We start from the raw sequence: 21,995 nt of genomic DNA, 5'->3' as shown, positions 1-21,995 counted from the left end.
TCTTAGCGTATTTACTCGTAAGGTCGGGTTGTGTGTGATTTTAAGGAACAGAAAGGTTGCTTCTATTAAGCATTATTACAAAAGGAGTTTTTATGGGCTCGATGGCTAAGCATTCACTCGAACTGAATTTAAATGATAAAAAATGGTTTTCCATGGCTATCCTTTAAGCTTTAAAGGCACTTTTGCTGGTGGTGCAGGGAATGTCTTAATTTTGTTACTAAGGATGTTTGCTCTATCGGCAATTGCAAGTGCGCTCAGTATGCTTTTCATTAATTTAAAGCCATGTGCAGTTATAGCGTGTTCTTGAGTGAAATAGCGCCTATTAGAATTAATAGACGCAGCTGGTACGCTTGTATTAAGCAATAAAGTCGAGGGTTACAAGTAGCCGTTTTTCGCCAGCAGCAAGTACAGGTGAGCGGTGCACAAGCCCTTTACCTTCGTTATCTTGCCAAGTTTCGCCTTTTAATAGGGCTACATCACCCTCATTAAGAGAGTGAATTTTAGTATTTGCTGTCATTAATCCTGATTCTTCATCGCTTAACCCTTGATGACCAGCGCCAAGTTTAGTGCGATCAAGTCCTGCATTTTGCAACCATTGTGAACCACTACCATAATATGTACTGACTAACCGGCAAGGAACTCTGTCGACATGAAAACGTGGGCACATGGCACGTTCAAGTACTCTTAGGCGTAATCCGGTGCGCTTTAACTCAAATAAATAACAAAACATATCAACTAACTTTGCCAAATCAGCTTTTAACTCCTGCGCTGATGGAAGTTTTTCAAGGGCTTTATCAATGTCAGTTCGAATAGAATCCTCGTTGATCACAGCGTTTATACTGAGATCAGGATTGGTTGCAATACTCTCGGCTACCTCTTTTTGCAGCTGTTCAGCTAAGCTGCGCTGCCAAATTGCAATGTTATGCTCTGGTTTATAAATATGCGAAAACACCACAGGGCTTAATGCCGTTGCTACTGTTGTTGGTAAGTTATCAGTATCATGTTCAAATGCGTAAACTGTCATTATGCTTCCTCCCAAACAGGAAATGGGTCGGGCAAGGTTTGCCAAAGCGCTTTGCCTGCTAATAGTTCATCGTCGCTGAGTAAGCAGTTATCGAGTGCGTGTGTGATCGCTGCTTGATTAAGGTTTTGGCCAATAAAAACCAGCTCTTGGCGCATATCACCAAAGGGTTCTTGCCATACTTGGTTAATTGAATCTAAGTATTCGATATCTGTTGGCCACTGATCTTTCGGTAAGGCTTTCCAAAAAATGCCGCCAAAACCATAGCGAGCAATGCCGCCTGCTTGATTCCATTGGCAGGCAAATTGCGGTCGAGAGGCTAACCAAAAATAGCCTTTGGAGCGAAGTAATTTGCCTTCGGGTTGATTGTTATGAATAAAGTTATAAAACTTCTCAGGGTGAAAAGGGCGGCGGGCCTCGTAAGTAAAGCTGCTAATACCGTATTCTTCGGTTTCTGGGGTATGCTCGCCGCGCAGCTCTTTTAGCCAGCCAGGTGCTTGCTGAGCTTTTTCAAAGTTAAACAGGCCTGTGCCGAGAATTGCATTGATATCAACTTGACCATTTTCAATGGCAATCAGCTCTGCAGAGGTATTTAATGAGCTTAAAATGGCTTTTAAACTCTCAAGTTCATCGGCGCTAATTAAGTCTGTTTTACTAATTAAAATGACATCGGCAAATTCAACTTGATCAATGAGTAAGTCGGCTACGCTTCGCTCATCTTCATCGCCTAAGTGCTCGTTGGTTTCTTGTAAAAACTTGGCTTCGTTAAAGTCTTTTAAAAAGTTAACGGCATCAACGACCGTGACCATGGTATCAAGCCTAGCAACATCAGAAAGTGATACGCCATCTTCATCGGCAAAGGTAAATGTTTCGGCTACAGGAAGAGGTTCTGAAATACCGGTTGACTCAATAACCAAATAATCAAATTGGCCTGTTTGCGCTAAAGCGCGTACTTCAATGAGTAAGTCTTCACGCAGTGTGCAGCAGATGCAACCATTGCTCATTTCTACTAGTTTTTCTTCGCCGCGGCTAAGCGAAACATCGTTTTTAACAGTCGCTGCATCGATGTTTATTTCGCTCATATCATTGACGATTACAGCCACTTTTTTTTCTTCACGGTTATTCAAAATATGGCTGAGCACAGTGGTTTTACCTGCACCTAAAAAGCCAGAGAGCACGGTGACGGGAAGTTTGCTCATGGTAGTGACCCTTAATTAGATTAAACAAAATCGTTAAATGTTTTGTTATAATATATCAATAAAGAGGCGGTTAGGAATAGCTGTTATGTATTAATGCAAGATAAAGATTCACGGTAGTGAAGTGTAATACGCAATCGCATTGCTGTTTATTAGTGAAATCTGAGCTTTTATTGTGTGCTTGCCAAAGAAGACGAAGTTAATAAATGCCGAATGTTGAGTGTTTTTTATGGGGGGAAGGGTAAACCTAAAATAGGTGGTTCAGATTGTTTTAGCTAGAAAAAATTACACAAGTTGTGTAATAAGTTTAATTACAAGTTATTTAATTCCGTCTTAACTTGTTGATATTGTTTGTTTTAATTTTGGCTTTTTACTTGCTTATTAGTTTTCCTAAATTTACGTAATAACAATTTAACGAGTTTAAAATAAAGGGAAACTTATGCCGGAGTCATTTAAATATTCAGGTCAAAAGGGGCATGGTGGTGAGCTACATCAACATGCAAATAATCAGTATTCAACAATGACTACAGCACAAGGTTGTCCTGTTAGTGATAATCAAAATTCATTGTCAGCAGGTAAGCGTGGTCCAACATTAATGGAGGACCATATTTTTCGTGAAAAAATGTTTCATTTCGATCATGAGCGTATTCCTGAGAGGGTGGTGCATGCTAGAGGTTATGGGGCACACGGTTACTTTGAAACTTACGAAACACTTGAAGAGCTGACATGCGCGGATATATTTCAACGAAAAGGCGAAAAAACACCTGTATTTACTCGGTTTTCAACGGTCGCTGGTAGTAAGGGCTCACCTGACTTAGCAAGGGATGTGCGCGGGTTTGCTGTTAAATTTTATACAAAAGAGGGAAACTGGGATTTAGTTGGTAATAACATTCCTGTGTTTTTTATCCAAGATGCGATGAAATTTCCAGACTTGATCCATAGCGCTAAAGCTGAGCCTGATCGTGGTTTTCCGCAAGCGCAAACGGCTCATGATAATTTTTGGGACTTTATTAGTTTATCGCCTGAATCTATGCACATGGTCATGTGGGCAATGTCTGATAGAGCTATTCCACGTTCATTACGCTTTATAGAAGGATTTGGCGTTCACACATTTAAGTTTATCAATAAAAATGGTGAGCAAAAGTACGTTAAATTCCATTGGAAACCTAAATCAGGCATGCAATCAGTGGTTTGGAATGAAGCTGTTAAAATTAATGGAGCAGATCCTGACTTTCACCGTCGCGATATGTGGGAATCAATTCAAAATGGCGATTACCCTGAGTGGGAACTTGGCGTACAGGTATTTGACCAAGCTTTTGCTGATGACTTTGAGTTTGATGTATTTGATGCAACAAAGCTTATCCCTGAAGAACAAGTACCCGTTAAGATCATTGGTCGAATGGTTTTAGATAGAGTGGTTGATAATTTTTTTGCAGAAACAGAACAAGTTGCTTTTTGCACACAGAACATAGTTCCCGGAATCGATTTTACGCCAGATCCACTATTACAAGGGCGTAACTTCTCATATTTAGATACGCAAACCAAGCGATTGGGAGGGCCAAATTTCACTCATATCCCTATTAATGCACCTAAATGCCCAATGCACCACTTTCACCAGGATGGTCACATGGCAATGCATAACCCCAAAGGAAGAGTAAATTATGAGCCAAACTCTTGGCAAAGTGATGAAAACAATCCAAGAGAATGTCCTGTTCATGGCTTTAAAAGTTCTGATGAAGAAACGCAAGGTAGCAAGCTAAGGTATCGATCAGAAACCTTCAGCGATCATTACAGCCAAGCTAGGCAGTTTTATATAAGTCAAACTAAGATAGAGCAATCACATATTCAGGACGCATTGATTTTTGAACTTTCAAAAGTGGAACATTTAGCTATTAGGGAGCGTGTGGTGTCTCATTTACTAAATATTGATAGCGAGTTAGCTAAATTAGTGGCCTCTGGTTTGGGCTTGCAAACAATCCCTGACCCTGCTGAAGCTGCACTAAAAACTCGCCAAGATTTACCTGTATCTGATGCACTGAGTATTCAAAAAAGTGCTTTAAATACTTTTGAGGGAAGGAAGCTCGGTATTCTCGTTAGTGATGGCTTTGACGATCAGCTATTTAATTCATTAGTTAGTGAACTAAACGAGCAAGGTGCGAACTTTGAAATCATTGCAGCCCAGATAGGTGGAGCGAAAAGTTCTACTGGTGTTCATCTTGGAGCTGAGCAAGTTATTAACGGCGGCCCTTCTGTTTTGTATGATGCAGTTGTTTTACTGACATCAGAGGAAGGTGCTAAAGAGTTAATTAAAATTCCAGAGGCGAGAGATTTCGTTTCAGATGCGTACTCACACAAAAAGTTTATTGGTTTTACTGAAAGCTCTATGGAGTTGTTAAAAGCTGTTGGCTTAAATGGAAACCAAGACGACGGCATAATTAACCTAGAAACGTGCAAGGCATGTGACTTTCTTCAGACACTAACACAACTTCGTTATTGGCAACGATAACTCATCTTTCAAGGCGGGGGCTACTCGCCTTGAGTAATGATTATTTATATAGTGAGAAGGTGCAGTGAAATTAATTTATGTTGATGATAATTTGCCCGGTATTACTCGAAAAAGTCACTCTAAATGTTGGCTTTACTACGACCCTACAGGTAAGCGGATTAATGATAAAAGTGAAATCGCCCGTTTAGATGCACTAGCATTCCCTCCTGCATACAAAGATGTTTGGTTTTGTCCTGAGGAAAATGGCCATATCTTAGCAACTGGTTACGATACAAAGGGAAGAAAACAATACCTTTATCATCCAGATTTTAGAGAGCAGCAGGAACTAAAAAAGTTCGAAGTGTGTGAGCTTTTCGGAAATAAATTACCTTTACTTAGAGCAAAGTTAGCTGAATATTTAGAAGGTAATACACTTGACTATCAAAGGACATTAGCCGCAGTTGTTAGATTGATGGATTTAGGCTCTTTGAGGATAGGATCTAAACGAAACGCGAAAGAAAATAATAGTTTTGGAGCGACAACCTTACGTCGCCGCCATGCGAAGATAACAGGGAAAAATATTCGCTTAGAATATAAAGCTAAATCTGGCAAAGTGAGAGAGGTTAACCTTACAGATCGTGTTTTGAGCACCATTATTAAAGAGTTGCAAGATTTACCCGGACAAAACCTGTTTCAATACAAAGAGGATGGTGAATGTATTCCCGTAACTTCACGTGAAGTTAATCAATTTATTCAGCATGTAATGGGAGAGGAGTTTAGTGCAAAACACTTTAGAACCTGGCGTGCAAGTGTTTTAGCATTCGAAGCTTTTTATAATGCAAAGAAAAAGCTCCCTTTGTGCGACATGCTAGAAACGGTATCGAGCCATTTGGGTAATACGCCAACGATAGCACGTAATTCTTATATTCACCCGGCGCTTATTGATTTATGTAAAAAGGATGAAAACAGCCAGGTTGCTTTAAGAAAGCAATTAAAACTGCCCCGTAAAACGAAGTATTTGAATAGATACGAGCGAGGACTGCTACTCTTTCTCAGCTAGTAGATTTGTCTATTGCTGGTAGTCAAGCAATGCCAATTCCTGATAACAACAATGACAGAATAAGTAAGACTATTTGGCAGTGTACTAATAAGTACGGCTGGCTTAACCTTTAGCTAATTAACTGCTTATTAAGGATTTATATGCGCTTAGCCACACGGTTGTTACCGCTTTTTATTACTTGTTTACCTTATACTTTATCGGCAAATGAAGTTTCAGCACCTGAGCTTCCTGAGGCTATACAAGAAATCTACCCTACAGTAATGAATCAACAAGTTTGGGTTGCAGGTGGTATCTCTACTGAACTGCCAGCATCAACGGGTAAGATGACTGCAAAAGTTCATTTTTGGTCACCAGAATACTTAAGTTGGCAATCCGCTCCTAGTTTGCCCGAGGGGCGTCATCATACTTATTTAATTGCAGTAGAAAAAAGATTATTTGCCTTCGGAGGTTTCGTTAATGCGCAAGGCCAATGGACCAATAGCCGTGATGTGTTAATGCTAGATGAAGGCGCTAAAGCATGGCAAAAAGTGGCAAGCTTGCCTTTTGCATTAAGTGAAACCGTAGGCGCAGTGTTAAATGGAAAAGTACATTTAGCCGGCGGCCGCAGCCCAAGCAGTGAGAAAAATGGACAATGGCAGCATAGTTTAGATGTTAGAGCGCATCTAGTCTTTGATCCTAAAAGCTTCACATTTACAGAAGCGGCACCTTTACCTTCAGCGAGAAACAGTGCGGCAAGTGCACAAGTAAACGGCCGGTGGTTTGTGCTTGGTGGCAGGACAGTAGGTGGCGAGCCAATCACAGAAATGCTCGAATACTTACCAGATACAGACATTTGGCAGGCACATGCAGCATTACCCAAAGCGCGTGCCGGGCATGCAGCGGCAGTTATTGATAATGCTATCTATGTGTTTGGCGGTGAACATAGCAAAGGGGTTGACCGTGAGGTTTTTAAATATGATTTAACCAAGCAGCAATGGGGCAAAGCTTTCGAATGGCAAACGCCTCGTCATGGCTTAGGGGCCATCACGTTAAAAGGCCAAATTTGGCTTGTGGGTGGCGCCACAAAAGTGGGATTGTCTGAAACAAGCAAAGCAGTGAATAATGCACAGATGATGTTAGATAATTTGAAATAGATTTTTTAGAACATTTGAACCATTCAATAAAACAGAATGAGTTGTAAAATTTCACCCCCATAAAATTAAATTTCATTTGTTAATAAATGTTAATTGTATTTTGTTTTTTTAGGAACAAATGTATACTAAACAGCCAATAATGATTACATAAAGTGGAATTGTTTTATGAATGGAACTCGTTCAAAAATACTCTTTTCGTTGATCTTTTCTGTTGCCTTGCTTACCGGATGCGGTGGCGGTGGCGGTGGTGGAGGAGACTCTAAATCAGAACAACCTATAATAGATAACCCAACACCAACGCCAGAACCGGTCTTAATGACAGGCGTTTTTTTAGATTCGGCTGTTGCAGGCCTTAGCTATACGACAAGTTCAGGTGAGTCTGGTGTTACAAATAGCGCGGGAGAATTCCAATACCAAGAAAGCGACAATGTTACTTTTTTCCTTGCGAGTATCGAGTTTCCTACAATTAATGCTGCAAGCCTAGTCACGCCACTAGATGTTTTAGACAGCCAAAACTTATACACTCCAGTCGTACTCAATACAATTCGATTGTTGCAATCTTTAGATGAAGACAAGGACCCGTCAAATTCAATAACGCTTGATAGTGACCTAGTTCAACAACTTGAAAGCGCAGGTGTTTCATATGATGACCTGACGTTGTCAACTGAGGAATTTGCTCAATTATTAATACAAAAAGGCCTTTTTGTATCCGTTTCTGATACTGATTTTGTAACGAAAGAATTTGCGGTTTCCCACTTTTCGAGCACTTTATCCAGCTCTAAGGTTATTGATTCAGACGCAGATGGCATCAGTAATGCGACTGATACAGATGATGATAACGACGGTGTTTCTGATGGGGCTGATTTATTCCCTTGGGATAATAGTGAGAGTGCAGATTTTGATTTAGATGGCATAGGCGATAATGCTGATACTGATGATGATAACGATGGTATTGATGATATTAATGATACGACACTGAGTATGAGTAATGCGCTCGATTCGTCGATCAAAAATATTACTCATATGCTCTATCATAAAGTTACAAACAGAGTATTCATTACCGACCAAATTAATAAGTCTTTGTATATTGTTAGCCCTGATACAGGGAACGTAATTCAAACACTGCAGTATGAAAAAATGCCAAGAAGAATGGCAATAGCAAATAATACGCTTTATTTGTCGCTACTTGATCGAGACTTTGAATATTACTCAGAAATTGAGGGGAGTGGCGAGGTTATTGTTTATAACTTATCGCAAAATAAATTCCAGCAAAAAAAACGTTTTAGTGTTGCCGTAGATCCATTTGATATTGTAGCGACAAATTCAGGAAAAGTGATTGTTTCGTCAGGCTCCAATCAATGGACATCAATCCTTGCTTACAATGCTGATACAGGCTTCCAAGTGGGGTCTGCAGGAATTTATCATCAATCTTACTTAAGACTAGACCCTAGCCAGAACTATGTTTTTTCTGCAGACACAGCTTTAAGTCCGAGTGACTTTGAGAAATTTGATATTAGTGGTGAAGGCATCATTTCACGCGGTGACTCTCCATATCATGGTGATTATGGTATTGGAGGACGTCTTTGGGTTTCAGAAGACTACGTGTTTTCTCGTTGGGGTAATATTTTTAATATCTCTGATATGACTCACGTTTCGCAAGTGCTCGGAATGTTTGCTATTGATGATATTCAGTTTGATGAACAAAACAACGTTGCTTTTGCCATTTCGAATGGGAATACATATTTACTAAATCTTCAGTCATTAGAAGTTTTCAGAACGATTACTCAGCCTGGAGATGTTCAGCAGGTGTTTCTTGCTGAGCAATTCACATACTCAGTCACTAAAAGCGATAACACTCTTTATGTGATTAAGACTCCTTATCAATGCGCTGATTGTATCGGCAATACAGCTCCTGTAGCTCACTTTACTTATACGCCAGATACTGGTTTAACAACTGATATATATGAATTTGATGCTTCGAGTAGCTATGACACACAGAGCTCTGAGCTACAATATCGCTGGGACTTTGATGATGATGGTCAATGGGATACTGATTTTACGACGAGCTCTGATACAAGTAAAAAGTTCATAACTGCAGGTACTCATTTCGTAACATTACAGGTAATGGATACGGTTGGTGCTGTTGACAGTGTTACGGTTGAAATTAATGTTGCACAAGGGGAAGATTCGGGCAGTGACATAACTGATGGCACTGCTTACGAATTACAATTAAATGTAACAGCAAAAATTACTGACGTACCTCGACAAAAGCTTTATGTCACAGATAAATCAGCTAAGCGATTATATGTTGTAGACATAGCTGATGGCGAAACTAAAAAGTACTTCGAATTTGAGTTTATGCCGGAGCGAATGACATTATCACCTGATGGTAAGCTACTTTATGTTGCTCTTCTTACTCAAGAGCATAGTTCATTTTGGTGGAGTGAAGAACAAAATGGCTACATTGCGGTGTTTGATTTAGAAAAGCAAAGCCAAGTCAATTTATTTGAAATTCAAACTGACCCTTATGACCTAGTCATAAATGACCAAAACAAACTGATTGTTTCTTCAGGCTCTGGACAATGGACTTACATTTATGCGTTTGATGCTGAAAATGGTGATGTTCTTGGTAGTTCTTCTATTTATCAGGCTGCACGTTTAACTTTGCACCCATCGGGTAATTATGTGTTTGCTGCAGATACTGACTCTATCCCATCTGACTTTGAAAAGTTTGATATTAGTGGAGCTGGCATTACCTCTGTTGGAGACTCTCCATATCATGGTGATTTCACTATAGGAGGCCGTGTTTGGATAACGCCTGATGGTAACTATCTAATTAGCCGTGGTGGTCATGTATTCCGTACCGACAATATGACTTACGTACAAACGCTAGAAGGTTTTGAAGAAGGGGATGAGCTGATTACAGCATTGAATTTTGACTCTCAACAAAATCTAGCTTTTATTGTTACTGATAAAGGTGAAGTGCCTTATTTTAATCTGTCTACGTGGTTTAAAGCTGGCAGTATTGAAGTAGAAAATGCATTCGATGTGATTGTTAATGATGACCAAGTAATAGTGTTGAGTGCAGAGTCGGCAGTAACAACGATGGTTTTGGTTGAGCATCCTTGTTCCATATGTGGTACTAACATGGCGCCAGTGGCTGATTTTACCTATACACCAGAAAATGGCACAACGAGTGATAACTTTGAATTTAATGCTGCAGTAAGTACTGATGCAGAAGATGGTGCAAACTTACAATATCGCTGGGACCTTGATGGCGATAATCTATGGGATACTGGCTTTAGCTCTGATCCTCTCATTAGCAAAAAGTATATTCTTTCTGGTAGCAAAAATATTACTCTGCAAGTCAAAGACACTGCAGGTGCTTCCAATAGTAAAATGATTACAATTGAGGTAGCTCAAGGCACTGACTATGGAACACAAGTGACTGATAGCACAGCGTTTGAGTTGCAATTTAGAGTTACAGATACAGCTGTTGATTCGGTGAGGCAAAAGCTATATGTCACAGATAAACAAGCTAAGCGACTTTATTTAGTTGACTTATTAACAGGTGAAACCGAGAAATATTTTGAGTTCGACTTTATGCCTGAAAATATGACGGTGTCTCAAGATAGCTCGCGACTTTATGTATCTTTGCTTAAACAAGAGCACAGTATGTATTGGTTTGCAGAAGAGCAAAGTGGTTACATTGCTGTTTTTGACTTAGCTGAACAAGCGAAAATAAATGTCTATTCAGTGCCAACTGACCCATTTGATCTTGTTATAAATCAAGAAAACAAACTCATTGTTTCATCGGGATCAGGGCAACATACTAGAATATACGCACTTAACGGGCTTAATGGCAATGTATTCAGCTACACAGATATTTATCAAAAAGGGGTTTTAGATTTACACCCAACTGGTAATACTGTTTTCGCTGCCGATACGGGATCATTCCCGTCAGATTTTGAAAAATTTGACATAAGTGGTGAGAATATAGAAGCATTGGGAGACAGCCCTTATCATGGCGATTATGAAATAAATGGTCGTGTTTGGGTTACACCTAATGGTCAGTTCGTTATAAGTCGTGGCGGTGATGTGTTTTACAGTAGCGACATGACCCATGGTATGGCTATTGCTGGGTTAGATTCTGATATCATTGAAGTTGTTTTCGATGAAACACAAAATCTTGCGCTGGTTTTAACTGATTCAAAGGTCATTCGTCTAAACCTTTCTAATTTTGTTGAGCAAGACAGTATCGCTTCTCAGTCTAGCGGCCATTTACTTGATGTTAATAATCAGTTTTATGGTTTAAAAAGAGATGGCATCATCACTCGTTTAATTAAACATAGTTTTGATTAAATAAGATTTGCTTAGTAGTAAGCCGCTACATTTGTAGCGGCTTTTTTTATACCCCAAAAAAAGCATCTAGAAGGAGGCTTTAGTGTAGGTTCATCACCTACAACATAATTATTTAGAAGTTCAGCTGATAACTAAAGCGCTAACATTTTTACTAATCTAATGTTTGTCTACGAATCAGAAAATTCACATAGTACAAGGTTTTTTAATGTCTAATTTTCAACTACTTAATCTTTTACTATTGAGTGATGTAGCGAATTGGATGACGATTTCCTAGAGCAAGCTTATTGTTGATTAAATGTAAATGGTTAAACTCGTGCAAGTGTCAGCTTTCATGTGGTTTAGTAGTGATGAAAAGTCGCTCCTCTAAAGTTATATTTGTTATTACAGTAGTCATTGCCAGTTTAAGTTCGAGTGCATCCCAGTTACCAGGCGAAGTTAACTGGATGAAAGATGCAAAGTGGGGGATAAGTCATCATTACCTTGCTGGAGGTACTCTAGATAATGCATGGTATAAAATAACAGACTACAACGAATGGAATCACTACGTTAATGGTTTTGATGTCAACGATTATGCAGATAAAGCAGTCAAGCTTGGTTATAGCTATGTAATTTTTACGATTACTCAAAATAGAGGTTATTTATCGACCCCGAGTGATATTTACGACTTACACTCGCCAGCATGCCCAAGCAAAAAAGTTGCGCCTGGTTGTATCACCCAAGTTAACTCAAATCAGGCTGATTACACGCCAACCCGTGACCTTGTTTTGGATTTAGCCAAAGCACTTAAACGAAAAGGCATTAAGCTAATTGCTTATATACCTTCGCACTTAGGGGATAGGTGGACGGGTACAAAAACCAAAGCACCTTACCCTGATTGGTTTATAACCGGTTTTATCAGCGAAAGATCACAGGCTTGGGGAGCCAACATCGCTGGCTGGTGGTTTGATAATTGGTTTGAAGCAGATGAATCGAAACGAAAACTCGAGGCAAAGAATGCTTATTTCGTTGCTGATCAACTTGCTCAGTCTGTTCGAAGTGGCAATCCAAATGCGACGATCAGTTTTCATGCTGGTGATGAGCATAGCTTTGCACCCAAAGAACCACACAGCCAATACACATCAGGTAAAACTAACGAGTTACCTAAGGCACCTTCTTCTAAAAAAGTCATAACAGCTTTAGGTTCAAAAGTGCAGTGGCATGGATTTACCTATACCTCTTTAGGGGGGTGGGGACAAGTAAAGAGCAGCTTAAAGTATTCGAACACAGAAATAGCTAACAGAGTAAAGCTAATTGTTGATGAAGGTGGGTTGATAACGTTAGATGTGGCTATCAATGCCGATGGCAGCTGGATTGCTGATCGTCTGGTGCAAATTCAGACTATTGGTAATGCACTTGGCACAACAAGTGACACCACCTATTCAAGCCTCGAGTTGGTAAATGATGATGATCCAAGGATACGTTATAGCGAAAGTGGATATTGGATCAGCGCGAGCCAAACCAATATGGGTGAGTATATGCAAGATAGGCACATTACAATGATTAATGGTGCTTACTTTAGTTATGATTTCCAAGGTTCAAGTATTGTATTTGCTACATCAAAAGCTGCTGATCAAGGTACTGTTGAGATTCTCATCGATGGTCAATATCAAGGACAGTTTTCAACTTTTGATGAAAATAACTTCCGTCAAGTGCAAAGTATTATATTTGAAAAACATGATTTATCAGCTGGAGCACACACTTTAATAGTGAAAAAGGTATCGGGTGACGTAATGGCAGTTGATCTCGTCTTATCTAAAAAATCTAAGAGGAGTTTTAAAAAAGACTCGTTTTAGTGATCCCAAACAAAGGGGGGAAGCCCCCTTTTTCCATAAATGTTTGATAACGAGCTAGGTTCATACTTTTTAATTCCTCGTACATTGAAACTCACAGAGCAGCTTACATTTCTTTTCACTGTCTGTTAAAAATAATGTTATATTTGTGTTCTCGCTAAAAAGTAATAAAATAATACAAATTATAAATATAACTATCAGGTTTCAAGATGACATTACAAACAAACAGTCCGTTAGTAGAGCAGCGTGCCGACCCATTTGTGCATAAGCACAGCGATGGTTTTTATTATTTTACAGGTTCTGTACCAACTTATGACCGTATTGAGCTTCGTAAGTCTGAGACATTAGAAGGTTTAAAAGATGCTGAAACCTTTGATATTTGGTTTAAACACGACAGCGGACCAATGAGTCGTCATATCTGGGCGCCTGAAATTCATTATCTTGATGGCAAGTGGTATATCTACTTTGCAGCCAGTGAAGAAGATGATATTTGGGCGTTACGTCCATATGTACTTGAGTGTAAAGGTCAAGATCCACTTAATGATGAGTGGGTTGAACTTGGCATGATGCAAGCTGCTGAAGGTGATGAAAAGTCGTTCACTGACTTTTCTTTAGATGCCACCATTTTTGAAAATAACGGTAAGCGTTACTTCTGCTGGGCAGAAAAAACAGGCGGCCAATTTGCTGCATCAAACCTTTATTTAGCTGAAATGGAATCACCAATTAAACTAAAAACTGCACAGTTTATGCTGACTACGCCTGATTACGATTGGGAGCGCGTGGACTTTTGGGTTAACGAAGGCCCAGCAGTTCTAAAACATAACGGTAAAATCTTCATTGCTTTCTCTGCAAGCGCAACGGGTGCATGCTACTGCATGGGCTATATGGAAGCAGATGAAAATAGCGATTTACTTGATCGCAATTCGTGGACTAAAACACGTACGCCAGTGCTAGAGACGAATATTGAAAAGAAAATCTTTGGTCCGGGTCACAACTGTTTTACTGTTGCTGAAGATGGTGAAACGCCACTGTGTATTTACCATGCTCGTGACTATGAGCACGCAGTGGGTGAGCCGAGTGTGGTGCCAAAAACAGACACCCGTCCACTTGAGGAGATTATAAAAGATCCTCTTTATGATCCAAACCGTCACGCACGTGTGTTAGAAGTGAAGTACGACGAAAATGGTCGCCCGTTATTTGAACTCTATTAACTTTATAGAGCCGTAAACTCAGATCATAAAGCCACCTACTTGGGTGGCTTTTTTAGCTTTAAAGCTTGGTTAAGCAATGATAGCGGGGTACCAGTTTGCCAGCGTTACTCCAAATAAACCGATTAAGAACACGACAGATATAAACGCCATCAAACATGCCGTTCCGATTGTAATAAATTTATGGTTAGTTTGTTCTGCATAGCGGACAAGCTCGGCTATGAAAAGAGGTATCAGGTAAGAGCAAAGACTAACGGCAAGCACGGCAGGTCCTGTGAATGTTTTGCTATCGACCCCTAAGCTGCCAAATACTAAAAACCATGCAAATATCAGTAATCTAAAAAACAACACACCATTAGCAGCGAGATATAAACGTATCGCCCAAGTTTTATGCGCATTGAAGTTACGAGCCCGCGCAGTTTTCACTGCAAATAGACTTGAGATGATAACCACTAAGCCGCCAAACATTGTCAGCGCATGCATCAAGGTGTTACCAACGGTGCCTCTTACTATCATTAAATACATGCCGGCAAATGAAATACAGCAAGCTAAAACAACGAATACACGGCCATTATATCGATGAAAGGTTTTGTATTTTGCACGTAATTTTTCAATAAGCTGTAAGCTTCCGCCAAGAATCATCACTACAGCAAATAATACATGCACTGCATACATCAAATTCCCCGTGGTATCATTTGCTACATAAGCGGTGTTGTTAAGTCGATTCCAACCAGATAGACCTGTGGTCATACTTGTCACTCCATAACCAAGAATGAGATAACCCACAAAGCAAATTTGTGCCAGTAATAAGCAAATAAACCAAAGCTTTTTACTGTATTTGAGCGCCTTCAAAGGTGTAAGTTTGCTATTTTTGTTAAACATCATCAATTCCATTACATTTTGCTAATACCGCAAATATAAAGGGCTAGAGAAATATTTCTTATCAAATTCGGAATTTGATCAATGAAATATTGTGTTTATTTATGACCGCCAATGCAGGGTTTGACACATTCACTAACAAACTCTTTTTGCCATGTTGATTTTGAAAAAGTAAACTTACCTGATTGGCAAATTATTCATCAAACTCCCAATTTAAGGTATGCAGAGTTATGCAAAATACTTCCCCTTATTACTTACTCGTTTTTGTTTGTATGGGGCTAATGTTGCTAAATGGCATGAAAAAAGATAAGCAGCTTATTCATTATCTGTTTGCTGTCTTTTGTGGTTCGCTTTGCATGGTTGGGGTGCAAAAAATCAGTGCACCGAGTATTGGTGTTTACAGCTATTTAATCGGTTTATTTACTTGTGCAACATGTAATATGTCTTGGCTTATATCACGCACTTTGTTTCGTGAGCACAAGCCTTTTTCCATGGTGCATATTGCTGTAGCCAGCACTATTGCAGGTTTGATTATGTTTAATCAAACTTGGCATTATTTGGTAAGTGTTGATGCGCAGATTTTCCCAGATAGCCAATTCATGTGGCGTTTAAAGCAAGGTATGGGTGAAATAACTGTGCTGCTATCTTCGAGTATTCTGGTGCTGTCCTTTTGGGAAGCATTACGAGGCTATAAAGGTAAAACACGAACGCAAAAGTGGCAGGCAACTATTTTTGCTAGTTGTTACTTTTTAGCAGTATTTAATGCCAGCATACTGCCTAAGTTTTTATTTAGTGAAAGCGAATTTCAACAGTTTGAGCCACTTATAATTACCTCATCCGCCTTGTTAATCGTACTTGCAATGCAGTTAGTGATGTTTTTGCAAAAGCGTCCCCATCCTTGTGTAACTGAATCTGCTGAAATTGAAGAGGTGAACTCTGAAAGGGCAGTTCAAGCTACTAAAAAAATTGAGCCGTCAGAAAATAGAGAAATAGAGCCTGAGCTGACCAAGGGCATAGAAGCACTTATTATTAAGCAACAGGTTTATTTGCAAACTAATTTGAAAATTTCTGACTTTGCACAAGCTTTAGCAGTACCTGAGTATAAAATTAGCCGCGCTATTCGCCATCATTTTAAAGCCACTAATTTTAATTTATTTATTAATCAGTATCGAGTAAAGCATGCGCAAATGCTGCTCCTAAAAGACGAAGCAAGTCATTGGAGCATTCTAAGTATTGCACTTGAAAGTGGTTTTTCTTCGCTTGCTACTTTTAATCGTGTTTTTAAAAGCAGTGTAGGGATAAACCCCAATGAGTTTCGTAAGCAAAACGGCTCGTTAGCAGAACAAAAATTAATAGAGCTCGCTGATTAGGGTTGTTTTTGGCTTAAATGTGCTGCAATTACTTCAAACATGTTTTGTACTTCTATAGGCTTGGCTATGTAACCTTGCATCCCCGATTCTTTGGCTTTAGTTATGTCGGCTTCCATAGTATTGGCAGTCATGGCGATAATAGGAATATGGGCATACTTTGATTGCTTTTTAATTTTATTAGCAGCGGTATAACCATCCATTTTTGGCATTTGGCAGTCCATTAAAATACAATCGAAAGAGTCTTTTTCGACAGCTTCAATGGCCGCTATGCCATCCTCGGCGACATCAACAATAAATCCATTTGAGCGCAGTATTTGCGATGCGACTTGTTGGTTGAGGGGGTTGTCTTCAACAAGCAGTATTTTTGAGCCAGCAAACTTTTTAAAGCATGTGTTGTCTACACTGTTATCTTTTTTCGTGGCGATACCCATAACATGCTCAAGCGTTTTGAGTAGATTTCCTTTAATAATTGGCTTTAATAATATTTCTTCAACGGTTTTATTAAGTGTACTAAGGGTGTTTTTAACCTCTTGGTTTTCATAAGAAGCGAGAATAATGGTTTTTGTAATGTCGATAGAAAGCTGCTGTTTGAGGTTCTCCAAAATGTTATTTTGCTCATAGTTTAGAACATGCCAGTCTAAAAAAATAAAGTCATAGTCATGGCTAATACTGATTTCTAACAGTCTTTCATCTTTACAGTTAATAGTATGGGTGTTGATTTCTAATGTATTGAGCATATTCCGTAAAACTGCTTCAGGGCGGTTGCTTTGTTCAATAATAAGAGCATGCTTTTGTTTAAAAACGTTTGTGTCGTGAGTACTTTGTTTGGATGATTTAGCGAATGACACTGTAAAACTAAAGCAACTGCCTTTGTTTAATTGGCTTTTAACCTCAATGTTACCTCCCATAAGCTCGAGGATCTTTTTGCTAATAACAAGGCCAAGGCCTGTACCACCAAACTTACGTGTTGTAGAAACATCGGCTTGTGAAAAGGGCTTAAACACATTATTTACTTGCTCCTCAGACATGCCAATACCTTGATCAATCACCTGAAAATTAATACAAATACTTTTATTTGTTTGTGACTCTATCGCCATTTTAAGCATAACGTTTTTCTGATTTGAAAACTTAATTGCATTACTCAGTAAATTTAATAAAACTTGATTGAGCCTAAGAGTGTCACCGATTAAAAACTCAGGAATGCCATCATCAATATCAAAGATTACTTCAGTGTTATTTTGCTCAATTAAACTACTGACTAGATTTGCTAGATTTGCGAGGAAGTCATTTAGATTAAAATCACTATTTTCAAGTTCGAGTTTATTGGCTTCTATTTTAGAAAAGTCGAGAATGTCATTGATAACACCAAGCAACGATTTAGCTGAAAGCTGGATTTTTTCGACGTAATCATACTGTTTGTCAGTCAAATCGCTATTGAGAGCTAGGTGGGCCATACCTAAAATTGCATTCATAGGTGTGCGGATTTCATGACTCATATTTGCTAAAAACATCGATTTAGCTTGATTGGCGGCATCGGCTAATTCTTTTGCTTTATTTAAATCTTGGGTGCGAGTGATGACTTCTTTTTCTAGATTTTCGGCCGCATGTTTTAGCGTCATATTTGCTTCATATAACTCTAAGGACTTCTGTTCTAAAAGTGCTTCGGCTTCTTTTCTGGCCTTGCGCTCTCGTTCTATTCTTCGTTTGTAGAGTTCTTCATCCACATTAAGCTTCTTTTGTTAGGGTAAAAATGGCAGATTGGAAGTTTTCGTCAATCTCGCTTTTAACTGTAATTACTTCATTAAAATGTTCACAGGCTCCCTCAATCAAGCCCTCAGCTAAACAAGCAAATGGGTTACCTGAGCGATAAAACATTTTCATCTCGTTCTTGCTAATTCGTTTTGTTTCAAAACTTGGTAATTCAGCATCGTGGTAGAGCTTTTTAACCTCAATATGCACGTGCCGGTCGATGGTATCAAGGAAGTCAAAAGTGCTTTCGACATTATTAAAGAAGTGTGGAAACAAAACAAAAAAGCGTTTTAACAAATACTTACCGTAGGCATGAACCAGCTCATTAACAGGTTTATTGATATGTCTGCTTAATGAGCTGACCAACATTAGCAGTTCTTTATTGTCGTAATTTCCAACGCTGGTGTAGGCGCCGTTTGAAGGAAGTGAGTTTTCTTCAATGATTTTGTCAGCCACCTCAAAAGAAAACTCATTTTCAACCATTTCTAAAAACTCGGTAAAGACGATACCTTTCATAAAGTAACTCAATAAAACGTCATACTAAAAGTTTAGATACAAACAAGGGTTTTACAATTTCTCTACTTACAATTTTTGTGTGGCTAGAGCTTTTAATTTGATTATTAATTAAAGGCTAGCAAGCAAACCTACTAAACAAGGTTATACTTTTTAATACTATCGTCTTTAGATTGCAGTTTGGTTTGGTATTTTATGGTGATTGGCTCGAGGATAAGAAAACGCTTATTGCTCGCTTTTACAGCAGCGTGTATTGCTATTTTGCTTGCGCAAACAATCATCAGGCAATTATGGATATTGCCAACCTTTGAAGCGATGACAAAGCAAAACGATAGGATTGATATTCAGCGAGTGGAGTCTCAACTTCAGCAAGAGATTGATGCGCTGTCAAAAATGGTTTTTGATAGCTCCGCTTGGGATACCATGTATGTGGCAGCGTACGAACGTGATACCCAGTGGTTTAATGATGATTATGTTATTGCTGACGCACTGCAACGTTTAGACGTGAATGGTTGGTATTTATATGATACGCAGGCAAATATTATCGGAGGTGGCAGTTTTAATAATGATTATCTGACTTACTCACCAAAGATCTTAGAAACCTCCCATTTGTTGAAAGAAAACGACTTAATAGTCTTATCTGATGATATAGCTAATAGCCAATCAGCGTTAGTTCATAAAGTCCGATTTATCACGATAGACAAATCTCCAGTTCTGACAATTGCTTACAATGTAACGAAGTCTGATGGCTCGGGTAAATTTGTAGGGACTTTGCTGCTGTGGAGCTTTATTGATGAAGGTTTTGTAGAAAATTTAACCCCAGGGTTAGCAAATGATATTCGCTTTTATGGCACGGACGAAGTGTTTAAATATAAAGATCATTTAACCAGAGTATTTGGTGATAATCGTAGCGTAATGGGTGCTTCCCAACATAATCGGCGTCTTTACTTAGGAGTTAATGACCAAAAGGGTAACTTGTTATTTGTACTTTCTATTAAATCGCGTGAGCGTACTTACGATCGAAGTTTGTTTGATAGCTCTTTAATCACTGGGTTATTTATTTCTGGCTCAGTGTTTGTTTTGTTTTATTTATATATAAATCAACAGGTTTTGAAACCACTTAGAAAGCTTTATACATTAGTAAATTCAGCAATAAGCAATAACGATTTTAGTGCTAGAGACGAGTATTACGGTGATAACGAATTACACCAGCTCGGAAGGGGAATGAATGAGTTATTTACTCTGATTGAAAACCAACGTGAAGAAATATTTCTTCGCCATGAGAAGTTAAACCATATCAGTAATACAGACTCAATGACGGAGCTTGCTAATCGTAGGGCTCTAGATAAACACTTTGCAAAGCTTGCCAGTGATGCTGTATCAGCTAAACAGCCTATTTCATTGATCGTAGCTGATATCGATCACTTTAAACTCTACAATGACTTTTATGGGCATGATCAAGGTGACAAAGCGCTATGTGAGGTTGCCAATCTCCTTAAAGATAATACCAACCCAGACAATCACTTTGTTGCTCGATATGGCGGCGAAGAATTTGTAATTGTGCTCAGTAATACTGATAAGCAGGAGGCACTCAAAGTGGCAGAAACCCTGCGTAATGCTGTTGAATCAGCTCACATTACCCACCAAGGTCGAGAAGACTTAAGCTATGTTACTTTATCGATTGGCGTTGCCAGTAAAGTCACTAATGAGGCGTTTGATTCAGATAGTTTATTTAAAATAGCTGATAATGCGCTATATAAAGCCAAAAAGCAGGGGCGCAATTGCTGTGTTGCTGGTGATAAAGCTCAGCTATAGTCTAATAGCTGAGCTTTATTTTTTAAATTGCAACTAAGCTTTGCTCAAGCATTGCTTTAATTTGCTTAACAATTTTAGCTTCTGTTTCTGGCTCAAATTGTTGAATACGTGGGGTGTGAATATGCCCTGTAGGGATGTCTGAATTAAGCTCATCACGCAGGCGAATACTACGGTACGAAATTTCATTGGATAAGTAGCCGCCGCCACCGCCTTTTACCGCAATCGCACCTTCTAATTCTTTAATTGATTTTGGCTCAAATGCTTTTTCAAGTGTAACGACTTTGTAGTTGTCGTTAATTATGAATGGCCCTTTAGCTTGTTGCATTTGCTTAACTGGTAAGCTGAATAACACAAATTCGTTACCAGGTAGTGGGCGGTCATTAAGGCTTGAAACCTTTGGGGCAGTGGCCGTGCCACCATAGATTATATTGGCGTTATCTGGCGCTGTTACACTGCGACGCTTACCTGGGAAGCGTTCAAGATCAAAGTCTTCCCTGCCCATACTGATAGTGGCGATCATATCGACATTATTAAGTGCGTAATAAGGTGCAAATAATGATTCGATGATACCTTGATCAAAGTCTTCATAGCGTACTGGCACCATCACTGTATTAATCTCAGCGCTTATGCCTTTGTAATTTATAATTTGGCCATCAAGTAACAGGGCTGCGACACCTGACGGGTTGCTTTGATTAATATTTTTATCCAATAAGAAAGGATCAAAACCTGTAATCAAAATACGTTTATCGGTTTTTTTACTGTAATCAAGCTCTGTTCGGCCTCGGCTGCCATTTTCAAGCCTTGTTAATAATGCGGTTTGTTCACTGTCTGTCATTGCAAACTTTGGTTTGCTGGTGCGAATAATCTTGCTTGAAAGTAAACGTGCCCAATACAGTTCGCGGTCGTCGAAACTGTTAGTTTTAATAATGCGGGCTTTCGCATCTCGCCATAATTGCTTGGCGTAGTCATCGATAAGGTCACTCGCCTGCTGGTAACTTGTGGTAGCTTGCCACTGTTTTTCAAATTGGTTTACTTCATCAGCAAAAGCATTCAACACCTTTGGCATGGCTTTGCTGGCTTTTTCAATACGCAGTTCTTCAACGGTTAAATCGGCTGCAAATGCAGAAAATGACGAGGCGATTAAGCTGGTGGCAAGTAAAACTTTTTTCATGATAATCCTATTTAGTTACAGCACGTTTAGTAGGCTTGAGTTAACTATCCTATGGATAAAAGCCCAGCGCAAATAAAATCGCTCAATACAGAACTGGAATAAAAATTAATTAATGGAGATAGCGGTTTTGATCAAAATCATTTCTCAAAGGGAAGGCTTTTGATGTGTGAAAAAGAGTAATTAGTTATCGTTTTTCGGTAATTA

The 21,995-nt window shown here is 39.1% G+C and carries 14 protein-coding genes; 8 read left to right on the top strand and 6 right to left on the bottom strand.

Translation table 11 applies throughout. The features are described from left to right. Nucleotides 1-355: 355 nt before the first annotated feature. Together HCZ11_RS07380 and zigA are read right to left on the bottom strand one after the other, a co-directional pair. Nucleotides 356-1,024 (bottom strand): DUF1826 domain-containing protein, encoded by a 669-nt coding sequence (locus HCZ11_RS07380; RefSeq protein WP_167658066.1) that lies wholly within the window; start codon nucleotides 1,022-1,024, stop codon nucleotides 356-358. Then, nucleotides 1,024-2,220 carry a zinc metallochaperone GTPase ZigA gene (zigA, locus tag HCZ11_RS07375; RefSeq protein ID WP_130050881.1) on the bottom strand — a complete coding sequence of 399 codons (1,197 nt, stop codon included), beginning with the start codon at nucleotides 2,218-2,220 and terminating at the stop codon, nucleotides 1,024-1,026. Before zigA ends, HCZ11_RS07380 begins: the two co-directional genes overlap by 1 nt. A gap of 436 nt (nucleotides 2,221-2,656) precedes the next feature. Between zigA and HCZ11_RS07370 the strand changes: the two genes are divergently transcribed. From HCZ11_RS07370 to HCZ11_RS07345, 6 genes are all read left to right on the top strand, one after another. Continuing rightward, nucleotides 2,657-4,723, top strand: coding sequence for a catalase (locus HCZ11_RS07370; protein WP_130050882.1), 2,067 nt, complete (start codon nucleotides 2,657-2,659; stop codon nucleotides 4,721-4,723). A gap of 64 nt (nucleotides 4,724-4,787) precedes the next feature. Then, entirely contained in the window at nucleotides 4,788-5,762 is a 975-nt protein-coding gene (locus HCZ11_RS07365; RefSeq protein WP_167658065.1) for a DNA topoisomerase IB, read from the top strand. 140 nt (nucleotides 5,763-5,902) lie between these two features. Continuing rightward, nucleotides 5,903-6,895, top strand: coding sequence for a kelch repeat-containing protein (locus HCZ11_RS07360; protein WP_167658064.1), 993 nt, complete (start codon nucleotides 5,903-5,905; stop codon nucleotides 6,893-6,895). A gap of 165 nt (nucleotides 6,896-7,060) precedes the next feature. Continuing rightward, the gene (locus tag HCZ11_RS07355) at nucleotides 7,061-11,257 is read left to right on the top strand and encodes a PKD domain-containing protein (RefSeq protein WP_167658063.1); all 4,197 of its coding nucleotides are present in this window, start codon (nucleotides 7,061-7,063) and stop codon (nucleotides 11,255-11,257) included. Between the two features lie 347 nt (nucleotides 11,258-11,604). Beyond that, a complete protein-coding gene (locus tag HCZ11_RS07350; protein ID WP_167658062.1) occupies nucleotides 11,605-13,089 on the top strand; it encodes an alpha-L-fucosidase in 1,485 nt (494 codons plus the stop codon). Nucleotides 13,090-13,295: 206 nt separating this feature from the next. Continuing rightward, nucleotides 13,296-14,297, top strand: a complete 1,002-nt coding sequence (locus tag HCZ11_RS07345; protein ID WP_167658061.1) for a glycoside hydrolase family 43 protein — start codon at nucleotides 13,296-13,298, stop codon at nucleotides 14,295-14,297. A 69-nt stretch (nucleotides 14,298-14,366) separates the two neighbouring features. Here HCZ11_RS07345 and HCZ11_RS07340 read toward each other — a convergent pair whose 3' ends face one another. Beyond that, complete coding sequence (locus tag HCZ11_RS07340) at nucleotides 14,367-15,188, bottom strand: DUF2306 domain-containing protein (RefSeq protein WP_254869120.1); 822 nt, start codon at nucleotides 15,186-15,188, stop codon at nucleotides 14,367-14,369. Between the two features lie 215 nt (nucleotides 15,189-15,403). Between HCZ11_RS07340 and HCZ11_RS07335 the strand changes: the two genes are divergently transcribed. Further along, nucleotides 15,404-16,543 (top strand): AraC family transcriptional regulator, encoded by a 1,140-nt coding sequence (locus tag HCZ11_RS07335; protein ID WP_240701305.1) that lies wholly within the window; start codon nucleotides 15,404-15,406, stop codon nucleotides 16,541-16,543. Here HCZ11_RS07335 and HCZ11_RS07330 read toward each other — a convergent pair. Together HCZ11_RS07330 and HCZ11_RS07325 are read right to left on the bottom strand one after the other, a co-directional pair. Then, nucleotides 16,540-18,267 carry a response regulator gene (locus HCZ11_RS07330; RefSeq protein WP_167658059.1) on the bottom strand — a complete coding sequence of 576 codons (1,728 nt, stop codon included), beginning with the start codon at nucleotides 18,265-18,267 and terminating at the stop codon, nucleotides 16,540-16,542. The genes HCZ11_RS07335 and HCZ11_RS07330 overlap by 4 nt on opposite strands. Nucleotide 18,268: 1 nt before the next feature. Continuing rightward, nucleotides 18,269-18,808 carry a heme NO-binding domain-containing protein gene (locus HCZ11_RS07325; RefSeq protein ID WP_130050889.1) on the bottom strand — a complete coding sequence of 180 codons (540 nt, stop codon included), beginning with the start codon at nucleotides 18,806-18,808 and terminating at the stop codon, nucleotides 18,269-18,271. 192 nt (nucleotides 18,809-19,000) lie between these two features. On the opposite strand from HCZ11_RS07325, the gene HCZ11_RS07320 reads away from it, so the two are divergent. After that, nucleotides 19,001-20,620, top strand: coding sequence for a diguanylate cyclase (locus HCZ11_RS07320; protein ID WP_167658058.1), 1,620 nt, complete (start codon nucleotides 19,001-19,003; stop codon nucleotides 20,618-20,620). Between the two features lie 22 nt (nucleotides 20,621-20,642). On the opposite strand, the gene HCZ11_RS07315 is transcribed toward HCZ11_RS07320, so the two are convergent. Then, nucleotides 20,643-21,791, bottom strand: coding sequence for a hypothetical protein (locus HCZ11_RS07315; protein WP_167658057.1), 1,149 nt, complete (start codon nucleotides 21,789-21,791; stop codon nucleotides 20,643-20,645). Nucleotides 21,792-21,995: the final 204 nt, after the last annotated feature.

The organism is Pseudoalteromonas sp. HF66 (assembly GCF_011806445.1).
In the GTDB taxonomy this organism is placed as follows: Bacteria; Pseudomonadota; Gammaproteobacteria; order Enterobacterales; family Alteromonadaceae; genus Pseudoalteromonas; species Pseudoalteromonas apostichopi.
This window is presented reverse-complemented; position numbering and strand designations above follow the sequence as displayed.